We start from the raw sequence: 16,081 nt of genomic DNA, 5'->3' as shown, positions 1-16,081 counted from the left end.
AAGGGGGAAGTGACGGTGAGCATGGTGTCGACTATCCGCTGGAGTCCACGGCCCACTTCGACAGCGGTCCGGTCGGAAGCGGCCAGCTTCGCCCCGGCCGATTTCTTCCCGGCGCTGCGTACCCGGCTGCTGATATTGCAGCCGACCCCGTTCTGCAATCTCGACTGCGACTATTGCTACCTGCCGCAGCGCGACGCCAAGGCGCGAATGAGCCTGGAAACCGTGCGCAAGGCCGCCCGGCGACTGGTGGACGATGGACTGGCCGGCGCCGAGTTGACGGTGGTCTGGCATGCCGGCGAACCGCTGACCGTGCCGCCATCGTTCTACGACGAGGCCATTCCCTTGATCGCCGACGTGCTCGGTGCAAGCTGCGCGGTTTCGCATTCCATCCAGACCAATGCCACGCTAATTGACGACGCCTGGTGCCGACTGTTCACACGCCACGGCGTACGCATCGGCATCAGCGTCGACGGGCCGGCCTGGCTGCACGACCGGCATCGCCGCACCCGGCGCGGGCAGACCACCCACCAGCGGGTCGTGCAGGGCATGGCCCGGCTACGCGAACACGGCATTCCGTATCACGCCATTGCCGTCGTCACGGCGGAAACGCTGGGCCACGCCGATGCCTTCTGCGACTTCTTCCTGGCGCAGGGGATACACGAAGTCGGTTGCAACTTCGACGAGGCCGAGGGCGTGAACGACCGCTCCAGCCTGGCCGATCACGAGCCGCCCCACGCCCGCTTCGTCGAGCGCCTGCTCGCGCGCAGCATCGAGAGCGGCGGCAGTCTGCGGTTCCGCGAACTGGAGATGGCCATGCATCTGATCGCCGAGCCGCTGGCGAGTTACCGCTGGCGGGGCCGTGAACTGCCGGACAATGCGCAGACCCTGCCCTTCGCGCTGATTACCGTGGCGCACAACGGCGATTTCACGACCTTTTCGCCGGAACTCCTCGGCCAGCCGTCGCCGGAATACGGCGATTTCGTGCTCGGCAACGTGCACGCCGACAGCTTCCTGGACAGTGCGCGGCATCAGCATTTCGTCGATCTGTGGACGGCCATCCGTCGCGGCACTGGGATGTGCGAAGCGAGCTGCGCCTACTTCGGCTTCTGCGGCGGCGGCGCCCCGGCCAACAAGCTGTACGAAAACGGCGATCTGGCCAGCGCCGAGACGCTGTATTGCCGCACGATGCTGAAGCGCCCATTCGACGCGGTGCTCGCACGGCTGGAACGCGACGCGGCCGGCGACCGCAAGGACAGTTGCACCGCACTAGCGGAGATGGAGGGGATGCCATGACTGAAGCAATGGAGCGCCCGTTTTCCGAATGCCGGTTTTATGCATTCTTCAGCTATTCGGTGCCGGACGACGAGGGCTGGAATCAGTGGGTGTCCTGCTTCAAGGACGAACTGTTCTATTCCTTGCCCAGCCGCTTGCGGGGCATCAAATTGCCGCCCATCCACCTGTGCGGCGACGATCCCCTGGTCTCCGGCGTGCTCAACGAGCGCCTGGAAGACAACGTGCGCGATTCGTTTTCGCTGTTCCTGTTCGTGCACGACAACTACCTCGACTCGAAATGGTGCCTGAAGGAACTGGAATATTTCCGCAAACATTTCGGCGAGGATGGATTCCGCTATCGGCTCTACGTCATTGCGATGTCCAAGGACGCGATCGACACGCTGACCAGCCGCGACGCCTGGAAGACCATCTGCCCCTTCGAAGGGCAGCTGTGGATGCCTTTTTACCAGCTGGCCAAGCCGAACCGGCCGGTGCCGATCTATTCCGGCGACGACAATTCGGCCGAAGGCAAGCGGCGGGTCGTCTCCAATGCGTTCTGGGAGGCCTTCGTCGAAATCCGCGAGGGGCTGGCCGACAAAATCCGCCAGGCTGCGACCCGCAGCAAACAGCTAGTCGCCCCCGCGCCGACCGAGGACTCCGCCACCGTGCGCATTTACATCGAGAGCAACGAGCGGCAGGAAACCTATTGGGAGTCGCTGGGCAAACAGGTCACCAAGAGCTGGGACCAGCTGATCGCCAGCGAGCACGTCGAACCCTCTCTGTACGTGCGGCCAACCGGTCTACCGATGAACGAAATCAACAGCCGCCCCTATCTCGACGATGCCGATGGCGTCGTCCTGTTGTGGGACAAGAAGACTTCGGAGTCGCTGCTGGCGCAGATCACGATGGTCGAAGGCAAGCTGCGCGGCAGGACCGCCGCGCCCTGCATCATCGCCTACCTGATGGAGCCCGGCGGCAAGCCGCCGGAGGCCAACCGCGTGTCAAACTGGCAGGTCCTGAAATTCGAGCCGGATGGGCAAGGCGGCCTGCACATCGCCGACCAGGATGGCACGGCGCTGGTCATCTTTCTGACCAAGGTCCTGGAGCGCAAACGCCAGCGCCTGCTGGCCGGTACCGAGGAGCCGAAATGAGCGGCACCAACGGGCTGGGCGCGTTCCGCTTTCCGACCTCGCCCTATCCCGGCCTGCGCCCTTTCCTCGACCACGAGGCGGCGCTGTTTCTCGGCCGCAAGCGGCAGATCGACGATGTCGTCAAACGCCTGACGCAAAGCCAGTTCGTCGCCGTGGTCGGCGGTTCGGGCTCCGGCAAGTCGTCGCTGGTGCGTGCCGGCGTCGTTCCGAAACTGCGCGGCTACGGCATTCCCGACGCTGGCGACTACTGGGTGCCGGTCGTCTTCACGCCGGGCACCACGGCCATGCTGCCCACCGGCGACAGCGCAAGCGAGGCAGATGTCCCGGCCAACCAGACGCCCATCACCCGCCTGGCCTGGAAGTTTTCGCAACAGCTCGAACCGGCCGAACTGCCCGTGCGCCGGCGGCTGGAGAAGCAGGGGCAAACGGCCGAGGCCGGCAATGTCGATGCAGACCGGGAAAACGCCCGTCGCCTGGACGGCATCGCAACCATTTTCCGCCAGGGGGCCGGCTTCGCCCGCCTGGTCGACGCCTACACCGAAGACCTTCCGGCCGCCGGACCGGACCGGAAAAATGCCCGTTTTCTCTTCGTCATCGACCAGTTCGAAGAACTCTTTCACCCCAACAACAAGGGGAATGCCGACACCCGCACGCTGATCGAGGCGATCATCGATCATTTTTTCAGCCCGCATCCCCGCTGCTTCGTCATCCTGACCATGCGCAGCGAACACCTCGCCGACTGCGCCGGCTATCTCGAATTACCGGATGCGATCAACGAGTCGGTCTATCTGGTTCGCCGGCCCGACGAGGACGAGCTGCGCGATGCCATCACCGGGCCGGCCAAGGTTTTCCTGCGCCTGCTGCAGCGGGGCGACAGCGCATCCAGCCTGCCCGACGACATCGTCTTCGCCGATGCCGTCATCGCCCGCCTGCTCAAGGACGTGGAGCGGATCGCAGACGACCCGGACCATCTGCCGCTATTGCAGCATCTGCTGGCCAGGATCTGGCAGGTGGCGAGTGCGCGTTGCGGGGTCGATGGCCAGCACGGGGTGCCGAACGATATCCAATGGGGCGACCTGGAGCTGGGCGCCGACCCCAAGGCGAAGGAAGCCGGCTGGCTGCGCCAGCGGGACGACCTGAACACCTTGCGCGCCAGCCTGGAGAACTGGGCGAAGGCGACCTACGACGACAAGTCGGACGAGGACCGCAAGCACATCGATTTCGTATTGGAACGGCTGGCGTTCAAGGACCCCAACAACGGGACTTACAACCAGCAGCGGCTGGACGTGAACGATCCCGGCCTGTTTGCCGGCGATGCCACGCGGACGGACAAACTGCGGGATCTGCTCGAGAACGGTTATCTCGATTCCGTCCATTACCTGTATTGGGACAAGGAAAACCCGGCCCGGGTGACGCTCAAGGTGTCGCACGAATCCTTCATCCGCGGCTGGTCGCATTTCCGCGGACTGGTGGACGCGGAGGCCGAGCGCTTCGAAGAGTTCCTGAACGTGCTGCGCCGCTGTTCCGATTGGCAGGAAGCGGCCCGGCGGCCGGAACTGCTGCTCGGCCAGGCCGAACTGATCCGCCTCGATGCGGCCGGCCTGGGCCCGGTATTGATGCAGGCCGACCTGCGCGACGAGTGGTTCCGCACCCTGAAACAGTTTCGCGAAGGCGAACGGCTCGGCGTCGTCAAGACCGAGGTGGCGGACTATATCGCCAGTTCGCGCGCCCTGCTCGACGCCGAAGCCGAAGCCAGGCGGATCCTGGAAGAACGGGAGCACAAGGCGCAGGAAAACGCGCGGCGGGCCACTGAACGCCAGGAGCGCATGGTGGCGGAACAGAAACGCGAGGCGCAGACCCGGCGGCGCAAGCGCTGGGTCATTACCGGCGCGTTTTTCGTACTGGCGCCTTTTGTCGCCACCTACCCGGTGATGATGGCCGTGGACAAATTCGGCATGGCCCGCCAGCAGGTCGAACTGCGTTATGCCGACAGCGCGACCCCGGACCTCGGCGCGGCCGACCGCGAACTGGCCAAATTGCTGGCGGCGGCCGACCTGGCCGCCATGGGCCGGGATCAGTCGGCCTACGTGCGCAGCCCGGCCAGCAATCTGTTCAACTGGCTGCCCCAGGTGACCCTGGCCAAGAAGCTGCTCGAATTCCACGATACCGACTATTACGTGAATGGCAACCTGCGCCGCCGCCTGACCACCGGCATGTGGCACAGCGCCACCAATCCCGATGCCGGCGAATTCAAACAGGAGAAATTCATTCCCGACAAGCCGCTGGCGCTCGACTGCGTAGTCGACCAGGCCGGCAAAGGCAAGGCGGTGCGCGGTGTACTGTACCCAGAAGCCAGCAAGGGAAGGGGCATCTTCGTCAAGAAGCGCGATTACGACCAATGGGAAGACGTCGAACTGTATTCCGCCCGCTATGCGAAGCAGGACGGAACTTGCCAGACGGTCGACCTGATCAGCAAACCCAATAATTCGCCCGATACCTTCATCCTGTTCGACGCCCGGATCCGCTACATGGCGGTTTCGCGCAGCGGGCTGTCCGACGAACCGCCTTCGGTCAGCCTGTTCAAGATCCATTGGGACGATGATGAAAAGTCGCTGTCCGCGCGCGCCGAATTGCTGACCCAGGTCATCGGCGAGGAAGCGGTCGCCATCCTGCGCAAGGAAATCGAGGCGCAGCCGAAACAGGACGGCGATCCGCGCGTCAAAAGCGTGCTGTCCTGGCGAGAGGTCGGCGGCATCGGCGTTCGCGTCGCCGGCCTGTCATGGCGCCTGTTCGCCGACGGGGCGCAGCGCATCATCGGCAGCCCGGGCAGCGACCAGGACTGGCAGCCACTGGCCGCCGAGGCGCCGGAGGACTCCGGCTGCGGCCGGTTGAACAAGCGGCTGAAGGAACTGGGGATAACGCCGGGCTTCGATTCCCTGATGTATCACCACGACAAGCATTGCTTCCAGATTCAAAAGCCGGGAGCGGCCGGGCCAGGACGGGCGCCTACCGCCCAACGCGCCGGGCCGAACTACGCCAGCAAGGTGCTGATCGGCGTCTACGACGAGCCGATATTGCTCGACCTGCTGGCCGAAACGACCCCCGTGCCGGTCGCCAGCATTTCACCGTTCGCCGGTGCCCGCTGGGCCGGGGCCGACTGGATGGTAGGCGTTTCTGGTCCCTACGAGGGGTGGCTGGCGGTACGCCAAAAGGACGACAAGAGGGAATTCGTCGGTGCACCGTGGAGCACGTCCGCCCTCGTCAAGCTGGGCCGGGAAGTGGTCAACCACGCCCCGGCGCCGTCACCGGCCCATCAAAATCCGCCGGGAACGCCGGCCGCACAATAGAAAACGGACTATCCTTACCTCGACGAGCGGGCCGGCAGCCAGGCTTTCCGCCTTCGTCCGGCGGAAAGCCTGACCTTTTACTGCCTGGCGGCGATGCGGCCGCGTTCCGTCCGCCACTGCGCCGAAAAACGGCAGAAATCCGTTTTTTGCCAAAAGGTATAGTTATTTGATATCTATCAACAACAAGGCCAAGCCATGCCTATAATGTCGCCGGTATATTCCAAAAGGAATACCCGGTTCTCGTCAAATAGCACAAGTCAAAACAAGCAACCGTGCCGGCAGTATCCGTCACCGCCAGCGCACCATCCCACATCCATCCCATCCGGAAAATCTCATGCCAAACCTCACCGTCGCCAGCCGACTCGGCATTGGCTTCAGCGTCATCATTGCCCTCGTCCTGACCGTTGCCGCCATCGGCATTTCCAATCTGTCCCTGCTCGACACCAATACGCGGACCATCGAAACTCAGGTTGAGATGGTCGGCCTGAGCAACAGCATCATCACCAAGACCAATCAGATCGCCATCGCGCTGCGCAACATGCTGCTCGCCGAGAACCGCGACGATCTCGCCCGCCAGAAGCAGGCCGTGCTCGATAACCGGGCCTCCATCCTGAAGGACATCGAAAAGCTCTGGCCGCTGGTCAGCGACCCGCACGCCCGCGAAATCCTCGAACGGGCCAAGGCGCAACGCGGCCGCTACATCGAGGGCCAGGAAAAGCTGATGGCGACCATCGAAGCGGGATCGGCCGACGAAGCGCGGCGCTACCTGAACAGCGAGCTGCGCCCCATCCTGCTGCAGTACCAGACGGCGCTCAAGGATTTCAACGCTTATCAGGACGAGCAGGTCGCCCGCGCCGTCGTTCAGGCCCACGAGCATTACGGCAATGCCCGCAACCTGAGCATAGGCATCGTTTGTGCGGCGCTCGTCGTGTCGATCGGCCTCGCCCTGTGGGTGATCCGTTCGGTCACCGGCCCGCTCGGCGGCGAACCGGCCGCCGCCCAGGAAGTGATCGAGCGTATCGCCGAAGGCGACCTGACGGCCACCATCCCGGTGCGTGACAACGACGCGCACAGCCTGATGGCAGCGACCCACAAGATGCAGACCAGCCTGCGCCGAATGCTGGCCGAACTGCACCGCAATGCCGAGGGCGTCGCCACTTCGGCGCAGGAAATGGCGACCGCCTCGCATCAGGTGGCCAGCGCCACGGCGCTGCAATCCGAAGCGGCCTCGTCGATGGCTGCGGCCGTCGAACAGATGACGGTGTCCATCAACCACGTTTCGGACAGCGCCCGCCAGGCCCACGCCGTCACCACGCAAACCGGCGAGCTGTCGGATGCCGGCAATCAGGCCATCGAACACACCGTCGCCGAAATGCAGCGCATCTCGGCCACCGTGCACGACGCCTCGAACACCATCCGCGAAATGGGCGAAAGCTCGCAACGGATCAGCGGCATCGTCGGCGTGATCAAGGACGTCGCCGACCAGACCAACCTGCTTGCCCTCAATGCCGCCATCGAGGCGGCCCGCGCCGGCGAGGCCGGACGCGGCTTCGCCGTGGTCGCCGACGAGGTCCGCAAGCTTGCCGAGCGGACTGCCAAGGCGACCACGGAAATTTCGGAAATGGTCGCCGCCGTCCAGGACAACGCCCACCAGGCGGTCAGCACCATGGCCGAAAGCGTCGCCCGCGTCGAGGACGGCGTGAACCTGGCGCGCAAGTCGAGCCAATCGATGCTCAGCATCAACGACGGCGCCCGCCAGGTCATGCAGACGGTGACCGACATCTCCAACGCGCTGAGCGAACAGGGCACGGCGAGCAACGAAATCGCCGCCAATGTCGAAAACATCGCCCAACGCTCGGAGGAAAACAGCATCGCCGTGCGCTCGGTGGCCGACACCGCCGTTCGCCTGCAAAAACTGGCGGCCGAAAGCCATCAGGCGGTCGCCGCCTTCCGCATCTGAGCGGTACCGCCCCTCGCCACGGCGAGTAAGCCGCACAAAGGCAAAGGGCAGACCGGCGATGCCGGCCTGCCCTTGTTCCATTCCCCTGCCGGGGCAACGCTACCGGTAAGCAGCGCCTGTCCGGACCAACCGGAGCCGGGGTTCGGCCAAGTCTCCCGGCTGGTGGCCGGAAGCGTCGGTGCAGATCAGTTGAGGCCATTAGAACCCAGCGTGAGCCATCTGAAAAATTAAGAATTGTGATAACGGCATCTGGAAAAACGATAGACTGCAACATCGTTAATTTCCCGTTTCGCCATGGAACTGCGCCAGCTCCGCTACTTTCTCGCCATTGCCGAACACGGCAGCTTCTCCAAGGCCGCCAGTGCGGTCTTTGTCGCGCAGTCGGCGCTCAGCCAGCAGCTGGCGCAACTGGAAAGCGAACTCGGCCAGCCCCTCTTTCAGCGCCTGCCGCGCGGCGTCGAACTCACGGCGGCCGGCCGCGCCTTCCACCCGCACGCCCTGGCCATCCTGCGCCAGGTCGAGGATGCCCGGCAGAGCGTCACCCAGGCCGAGGGCGAAGCGGTCGGCAAGGTCATCTTCGGCATCCCGCACAGCATTTCGCAGGCCCTCGCCCTGCCGCTGCTCAAGGCCGTGCGCGCCGCCCTGCCCCGCGTCGAACTGGAACTGACCGAAGAACTCACCGGCAACCTGGTGCCGCAGTTGCGGACCGGCCTGCTCCATCTGGCGGTGCTCTTCGACGACGGCCGGCTCGACGAATTCCGCTGCCACCCGCTGCTCGACGAAGCGCTGCTGCTCATCTCGCCGGCCGATGCCCCGGATGCACCCAGCGGCCCGATCGGCCTGCGCGACGCCCTGCGCCTGCCGCTCATCCTTCCCGCTCAGCCGCACGGCGTCCGCCCCATCGTCGAAGCCGCCGCCCGCCAGGCCGGACTGGCTGCCCCCAACGTCGTGGCCGACATCAGCTCGATCAGCATCCTGCGCACCAGCCTGCTCGCCGGACTCGGCCACACTCTGTTGCCGCCGATGCCGATGCAGCGCGAACTGGAGCGCGGCGAACTGCGCGCCGTGCCGATTGCCCCGGAACACCTGAGCCGCCGCGTCATGCTCTGCGCCTCCCGCCACATCCCCGCCTCGGCTGCCACCCTGGCCGTGGCCCGGGTGGTGCAGACGCTGGTCGGCGAGCTTTGCCGTGACGGCAGCTGGCGCGAGGGGCGGTTGATCGCGAAGGAACAGGCCCCGTTCCTGGATATGCGGACGGAAGGATGATTATTTGTATGGCGACGGACATCTTGCCGCCGTCATCTGCCAGAATCCCATTCCGCAACCAATAGCAAAAAGATACCGGGACACCGCCTAAGGGCGGACAGCTTGCGATGAAAAAAAAGCAATCACTGAATGCATTCCTGACACTGCTGATCGGCATTTGTATCGCCCCGCTCGTGCTGCTGGCGGCTTACCTCGCCAAAGACAGCATCCAGGTCGCCAAGGACGGCCGGGATCAAAAGGCTTTCTTTCTGGCGCACAACTTTGCGACAGCGCTCGACCAGAACCTGACTTCCCGCATCAAGTCCCTGAACATGCTGGCGCTCTCTCCGCTGGCGGACAATGCCGCCCGCTGGCCCGAGTTCTATCGGGAGGCACAAAATTTCCAGCAAAGCTTCGACAGCCATGTCATTTTCGCCGACACCGAAATGCGCATGCTGTTCAATACCCGGACGCCCTACGGCACAGCCCTGCCCGCCCTGCCGCGGCCCGATGGGCGGGCGGCTGCTCCTTTAGCCTTGGCGACGGGAAAACCGGCGATCAGCGATCTGCTGCACGGCCCCATCGCCAAGGCCCCGCTGGTCGCCATCGCGGTACCTGTCTTGCGCGACGGGAAGGCCGTCAAACTGCTGCTGACCACCCTCGAGACCAAACAGCTACAGCAGCGCCTGGAGCAGTTGGCCCTGCCCCAGGGATGGTCGATGGCCGTCGTCGATGGGAACAAGCAAACCATCGCCCGCGTCGGGCCTCCGGAAAAAACCGGTGCGGCCGGCGATCCCGACGGGCAGGGACGGGTGGTTGCCCCGATGGGGGTGGCCCCGTGGTCCGTCGTGCTCGAAATCCCCCGTGACGTCTATCGCACGCCGTTGGTTTCCGCCGGCCTGGCGCTCGCCGCGGCCATCGTCGTCACCGTGCTGGCGAGCGTGCTGGGCGGCTTGTGGGCCAGCCGGCGGCTGGCCCGCGAGGTCATTTCGCTGACCGGGACCGACAGCCCGGAGGCTGAATCTTCCATCATTGAAATCGCCACCGCCCGGGAACTCCTGGTCTCGGCCAATAACGCGCTGCAGGAGGGTGAGCGGCGATTCCGGGCCACCTTCGACCAGGCGGCGGTCGGCATTGCGCATGTCGGGCCGGACGGACACTGGCTGCGGGTCAATGAGCGGCTGTGCGAAATCGTCGGCTATTCGAGCGACGAACTGCTGGACAAGTCCTTTCAGGACATCACCCACCCCGACGATCTGGCGCTCGATGAAGAATACGTGCGCCAGGTGCTGGCCGGCGAGCTCGCTTTCTACTCGATGGAGAAGCGTTACTGGCACAAGAGTGGCACCATCGTGTGGATCAACCTGACGGTTTCCCTGGTCCGGAAAGCCGACGGATCGCCGGACTACTTCATTTCGGTGGTCGAAGACATCAGTTCCCGCAAAAACACCGAGGCGAGACTGGCCGAGAAACAGCAGGTTCTCAAAAACCTGGCGGGAATCGCCTCCGACTATTTCTGGGCTATCGACGAGCGCTTCCGCTTTACGCAGATTTCCTCTTCCATCGCCAAGCATTCCAAACTCGACTATCAGGAGTACATCGGCAAAACCCGCTGGGAAATACCGTGCGTCGGGGTCGATGCGGCGGCCTGGGCACAGCACCGGGCCACCCTGGAGAACCATCAGCCATTTCGCAATTTCGAGCTTGGCTTGGTCAATCGAGATGGGGAACTGCGCTGGTTCGTCATCAGCGGCGACCCGATTTTCGGCGTATATGGCGAATTCAAGGGTTATCGCGGGGTCACCCAGGACGTGACCGGGCGCCGCAAATCGGAAGAAACGCTACGCCTGCACGCAGCTGTGTTTTCAAGCGTGCAGGAAGGCATCGTCATCACCGATATCCAAGGCACCGTACTCGCGGTCAATCCTGCCTTCACCGCGATCAGCGAATACGCGGCTGAGGAAGTCGTCGGCAACAACATGCGCCTGTTGCGCTCGGGCCGCCACGACGAGGCCTTCTACAGCAACATGTACCACAGCCTGGAAGTAACGGGATTCTGGCAGGGCGAAATCTGGAATCGCCGCAAGAGCGGCGAAGTCTATCCGGAATGGATCGCCATCAGCTCGGTGCGCAACGCCGAGGGCGAGCTGACCCACTATATCGGGGTGCAGATTGACATGTCCCGCATGCAGCATACGGAAACCAAGCTCGAGCGCCTGGCCCAGTACGATGCGCTGACCGAGTTGCCCAACCGCCTGTTGCTGGCCACCCGACTCGAGCATACCGTCGAGCGGGCCAAGCGCCACCGGATGCTCGGCGCCGTCCTCTACATCGATCTCGACCGCTTCAAACCGGTCAACGACACCTTGGGCCATGCCGCCGGAGACGAACTGCTGCAATTGGTAGCCAAGCGCCTGGGCGACCGCTTACGCGGGGTCGATACCCTGGCCCGGCAAGGCGGCGACGAATTCGTGGTGGTACTCGATGAAATCAACAATCGAGAAGGTGCCGCCCATGTCGCGCAATCGCTGATCAACGAGTTGCAGAAACCGTTTGTACTGTCCGGTGAGCGCGCGGTCCAGATTGGCGGCAGTATCGGCATCGCCATGTTTCCCGAATACGGCGAGCAGCCCGAGCAACTTATCGAACTGGCCGATCAGGCGCTGTATCAGGCCAAGCGCAGCGGCCGCGGCCGGTTTGCCTTCTACCAGGCGTGATCGACGAGGCGGATTCCACGCCCCACCGTCGTCCAGTCATGGCGCCGCTCGGACAGACTATCCGCTCCGCCCCATAGCAGCCGTCCGGGCAAAAAAAACCCGACGGCAAGCGTCGGGCCAATGGCCATCTGAGGGAGGAAGGCCTGGGGGTGTGCTTACTTCTTCGCGGCGATGCGCTCGCGGATGTGCTGGGCGCGGCCCGATGAAGACGGATGCGAGCTCAGCATGCTGTTGCTGTCGCCCAGTTTGGCGAGCTTCTCGAAGGCGGTGATCAGGCCCTCGCGCTTGAGCTTGGCGGCGGTCAGCAGATCGAAGGAGTAATCGTCGGCGTCGCTTTCCTGGGCTTGCGAAAACTGGGCATTGACCAGTTTTTCGGCAATGGCGCCGATGTCGGAAGAACTCAGGGCGGCCACGGCGGAATTGCCCGAGGCGGCCGCCACCTGGCGGGCGGCGCCGGCGGCGTAGGCGACCTGCATCGATTTCTTGGAATGGCCGAGGGCGACGTGGCCGATTTCGTGGCCGACCACGCCGCGCACTTCGTCGTCGGTCATCAAGTCCATCAGGCCGGAATAGACACGCACGCAGCCATTGTTCATGGCCCAGGCGTTGACGTCCTTGGTCTCGTAGACCTTGTAGTTGATGGTCACGCCATTGACGTCCTTGGGCATGTTCTTGGTGATCTTGGCCAGGCGCAAGGCGTACTTGCCTTTCGGCGCGGCGATCTTCGATTGACCGTCGAGTTCGGCGCAGGACTTGTCGGATAGCTGCATCACGTCGGCGTCGCTCAACGTGGCGGCCTGGACCGCAGCCTTGCCTGCTGTCATCAGGCCTTCGGCATTGGCGGCGGAAACGGCGGTGGTGCCGCCGCCGGTATTGCTGCAGGCGCTCAGAAGCGAGACGGACAGGGCGGCGACGGAGAGGAAAAGAGGCGAACCAAATTTCATGGCGGGAATCCTAATTCGTTGGAAAAATGGCCGCCCACTGCGGCCAAGGCGAAAATTTTATCACTTTGACATAATTCGAAATGGGTTTTATGCAGATGAAATAGCGCAACTCTTTTCACTCCGGCCACCCGCGAGCAATTAAGGCTGTATATAAAAACAGTTGTCCGTGCATAAAGGGGGCATTTTGCGTATAGTTCATCCCTCTCCCCAACCGTTCCCAGACCAGCGATGGAAACCATCCGCATTCGTGGCGCGCGCACGCACAACCTGAAGAACATCAATCTCGACCTGCCGCGCGACCAGCTCATCGTCATCACCGGGCTGTCCGGCTCCGGCAAGTCCTCGCTCGCCTTCGACACGCTGTATGCCGAGGGCCAGCGCCGCTATGTCGAATCGCTGTCGGCCTACGCCCGGCAGTTCCTGCAGTTGATGGAAAAGCCCGACGTCGACCTGATCGAGGGCCTCTCCCCAGCGATTTCCATCGAGCAGAAGGCGACTTCGCACAACCCGCGCTCCACCGTCGGCACGGTCACCGAAATCCACGACTACCTGCGCCTGCTCTACGCCCGCGCCGGCACGCCGTATTGCCCGGACCACAACCAGCCACTCGAAGCGCAGACCGTGTCGCAGATGGTTGATACTGTGCTCGCCCTGCCGGCCGAAACCAAGCTGATGATCCTCGCCCCGGTGGTCGCCAATCGCAAGGGCGAGCAGCTCGACCTGTTCACCGAACTGCGCGCCCAGGGTTTCGCCCGCGTCCGCGTCGACGGCACGGTCTACGAAATCGACGCCGTGCCCAAGCTGGCCAAGACGCAGAAGCACACCGTCGATGTCGTGGTCGACCGCCTCAAGGTCCGCGACGACATGCGCCAGCGCCTGGCCGAATCCTTCGAAACGGCGCTGCGCCATGCCGAAGGCCGGGCCATCGCGCTGGAGATGGACAGCAACGTCGAGCACCTGTTCTCGGCCAAGTTCGCCTGCCCGGTCTGCTCCTACGCTTTGCAGGAGCTGGAGCCGCGCCTGTTCTCATTCAACAACCCGATGGGCGCCTGCCCGAAGTGTGACGGCCTCGGCGTTATCCAGTTCTTCGACCCCAAGCGCGTCGTCACCAACCCGGCCGCCTCACTGGCCGCCGGCGCCATTCGCGGCTGGGACAAGAAGAACCAGTTCTACTTCCAGATCATCGAATCGCTGGCCGCCCATTACGATTTCTCGGTCGACACGCCGTGGCAGGACCTGCCTGAGAAGGTGCGCCAGGTCATCCTCTACGGCTCGGGCAGCCAGGCCATCGCCATCCGCTACCTGAACGAAAAGGGCACCCGTTTCGACCGCACGCACACCTTCGAAGGCATCATTCCCAATCTCGAACGGCGCTACCGCAGCAGCGACTCGAATGCGGTGCGCGAGGAACTGTCGAAGTACGTCAGCAATTCGGCCTGCCCGAGTTGCAGCGGCACCCGCCTGCGCATCGAGGCGCGCCATGTCCGCGTCGGTGACAAGACACTGCACGAAATCAGCGGCCTGCCGCTCGGCGAGGCGCGCAACTACTTCAACTGCCTGACGCTGACCGGCGCCAAGGCACAGGTGGCGGAGAAAATCCTCAAGGAAATCACCGCCCGCCTGTCCTTCCTGATCAACGTCGGCCTCGACTACCTGTGCCTGGAACGCTCGGCCGAGACGCTATCCGGCGGCGAAGCGCAGCGCATCCGCCTCGCTTCACAGATCGGCTCCGGCCTGACCGGCGTCATGTACGTACTCGACGAGCCGTCCATCGGCCTGCACCAGCGCGACAACGACCGCCTGCTCGAAACGCTGAAGAACCTGCGCGACATGGGCAACACCGTGCTCGTCGTCGAGCATGACGAGGATGCCATCCGCAGCGCCGACTACGTGATCGACATCGGCCCCGGCGCCGGCGTGCATGGCGGCTTCATCGTGGCCGAGGGCACACCCGCGCAGGTTGCCGCCAACCCGGCCTCGATGACTGGCGACTACCTGGCCGGGCGCAAGGCCATCCTGGCCCCCAAAAAGCGCCGCCAGCCCGACCCGAACAAGCAACTCAAGGTCATTGGCGCCTACGGCAACAACCTCAAGGACGTCACGCTGGAAATCCCCGGCGGCCTGTTCACCTGTATCACCGGTGTCTCCGGCTCCGGCAAATCCACGCTGATCAACGACACCCTTTATACCGCGGCCGCCAAGCATCTCTACGGCTCAAGCGCCGAACCGGCCCCTCACAAGGAAATCACCGGCCTCGACTTGTTCGACAAGGTGATCAACGTCGACCAGGCGCCCATCGGCCGTACGCCGCGCTCCAACCCGGCCACCTACACCGGCCTGCTGACCCCCATCCGCGAACTGTTCGCCCAGGTTCCGGAAGCGCGGGTCCGCGGTTACGGCCCCGGCCGCTTCAGCTTCAACGTCAAGGGCGGCCGCTGCGAGGCCTGCCAGGGCGACGGCATGATCAAGGTCGAGATGCACTTCCTGCCCGACATCTACGTTCCCTGCGACGTCTGCCACGGCAAGCGCTACAACCGCGAAACGCTGGAAGTGCAGTACAAGGGCAAGACCATCCATGACGTGCTCGGCATGACCGTCGAGCAGGCGCGCGAATTCTTCGACCCGGTGCCGGTCGTCGCCCGCAAGCTGCAGACGCTGGTCGATGTCGGCCTCAGCTACATAACCCTCGGCCAGAGCGCGACGACGCTGTCCGGCGGCGAGGCGCAGCGCGTCAAGCTGGCGCTCGAACTGTCCAAGCGCGACACCGGCCGCACCCTGTACATCCTCGACGAACCGACCACCGGCCTGCATTTCCAGGACATCGAAATGCTCCTCAGCGTACTCCAGCGCCTGGCCGCCAACGGCAACACCATCGTCGTCATCGAGCACAACCTCGACGTGATCAAGACCGCCGACTGGATCGTCGACCTCGGCCCCGAGGGCGGCGGCGGCGGCGGCCGCATTTTGGTCTCCGGCCCGCCTGAAATCGTGGCGAAACACAAAACCAGCCATACTGGCCGCTTCCTCAAACCGCTACTGGATAAATCGGCATGAGCCACGAACCGGCCAACAGCGCCATCGACGAATTCAAGGGCAAGCAGGGCCTGACCCGGCTGATCAATGCGCTCGGCTATTCCCGGGACGGCCTGTGCGCCGCCTGGCAGAACGAAGCGGCCTTCCGCGAAGAAGTGCTGCTCGCCGCCGTGGCCTTCCCGCTCGCCTTCTACCTCGGCCACAACGGCATCGAGCGGGCGCTGATGGCGGGCAGCATCATCGTTGTCCTGATTGTTGAAATCCTGAATTCGGCCGTCGAGGCCGTGGTCGACAAGGCCTCGCCGGAAAAGCACGAACTGGCCAAGCGAGCCAAGGACATGGGCAGCGCCGCGGTGCTGCTGTCGCTGCTCAATGCGGCGGTGATCTGGGCCTGCGTGCTCTGGTGATCATT

General features: G+C 64.0%; 9 protein-coding genes. 8 read left to right on the top strand and 1 reads right to left on the bottom strand.

What is annotated here, in order from left to right; translation table 11 throughout:
* The first annotated feature begins 21 nt into the window (after positions 1–21).
* The 6 genes from grrM to LZ012_RS04770 all read left to right on the top strand — a co-directional run bounded on the left by grrM (position 22) and on the right by LZ012_RS04770 (position 11,692).
* Positions 22–1,293: a cyclophane-forming radical SAM/SPASM peptide maturase GrrM/OscB gene (gene grrM / locus LZ012_RS04795; RefSeq protein WP_275708091.1), complete on the top strand. Its 1,272-nt coding sequence runs from the start codon at positions 22–24 to the stop codon at positions 1,291–1,293.
* Entirely contained in the window at positions 1,290–2,423 is a 1,134-nt protein-coding gene (locus tag LZ012_RS04790) for a TIR domain-containing protein (protein ID WP_275708089.1), read from the top strand. The genes grrM and LZ012_RS04790 overlap by 4 nt, the downstream gene beginning before the upstream one ends.
* Positions 2,420–5,770 carry an nSTAND1 domain-containing NTPase gene (locus tag LZ012_RS04785; protein ID WP_275708087.1) on the top strand — a complete coding sequence of 1,117 codons (3,351 nt, stop codon included), beginning with the start codon at positions 2,420–2,422 and terminating at the stop codon, positions 5,768–5,770. The genes LZ012_RS04790 and LZ012_RS04785 overlap by 4 nt, the downstream gene beginning before the upstream one ends.
* 334 nt (positions 5,771–6,104) lie before the next feature.
* The gene (locus LZ012_RS04780; protein WP_275708085.1) at positions 6,105–7,730 is read left to right on the top strand and encodes a methyl-accepting chemotaxis protein; all 1,626 of its coding nucleotides are present in this window, start codon (positions 6,105–6,107) and stop codon (positions 7,728–7,730) included.
* Between the two features lie 294 nt (positions 7,731–8,024).
* Complete coding sequence (locus tag LZ012_RS04775; protein WP_275708083.1) at positions 8,025–8,996, top strand: LysR family transcriptional regulator; 972 nt, start codon at positions 8,025–8,027, stop codon at positions 8,994–8,996.
* 107 nt (positions 8,997–9,103) lie between these two features.
* Positions 9,104–11,692, top strand: coding sequence for a PAS domain S-box protein (locus LZ012_RS04770; RefSeq protein WP_275708081.1), 2,589 nt, complete (start codon positions 9,104–9,106; stop codon positions 11,690–11,692).
* A gap of 155 nt (positions 11,693–11,847) precedes the next feature.
* Here LZ012_RS04770 and loiP read toward each other — a convergent pair whose 3' ends face one another.
* Entirely contained in the window at positions 11,848–12,636 is a 789-nt protein-coding gene (gene loiP, locus LZ012_RS04765) for a metalloprotease LoiP (RefSeq protein ID WP_275708079.1), read from the bottom strand.
* 228 nt (positions 12,637–12,864) lie between these two features.
* On the opposite strand from loiP, the gene uvrA reads away from it, so the two are divergent.
* Both uvrA and LZ012_RS04755 read left to right on the top strand, forming a co-directional pair.
* Positions 12,865–15,690, top strand: coding sequence for an excinuclease ABC subunit UvrA (gene uvrA, locus LZ012_RS04760; RefSeq protein ID WP_275708076.1), 2,826 nt, complete (start codon positions 12,865–12,867; stop codon positions 15,688–15,690).
* Positions 15,687–16,076, top strand: a complete 390-nt coding sequence (locus tag LZ012_RS04755; RefSeq protein ID WP_275708073.1) for a diacylglycerol kinase — start codon at positions 15,687–15,689, stop codon at positions 16,074–16,076. Before uvrA ends, LZ012_RS04755 begins: the two co-directional genes overlap by 4 nt.
* Positions 16,077–16,081 lie beyond the last annotated feature (5 nt).

This window comes from Dechloromonas hankyongensis, assembly GCF_022012295.1.
Lineage (GTDB): Bacteria > Pseudomonadota > Gammaproteobacteria > Burkholderiales > Rhodocyclaceae > Azonexus > Azonexus hankyongensis.
This window is presented reverse-complemented; position numbering and strand designations above follow the sequence as displayed.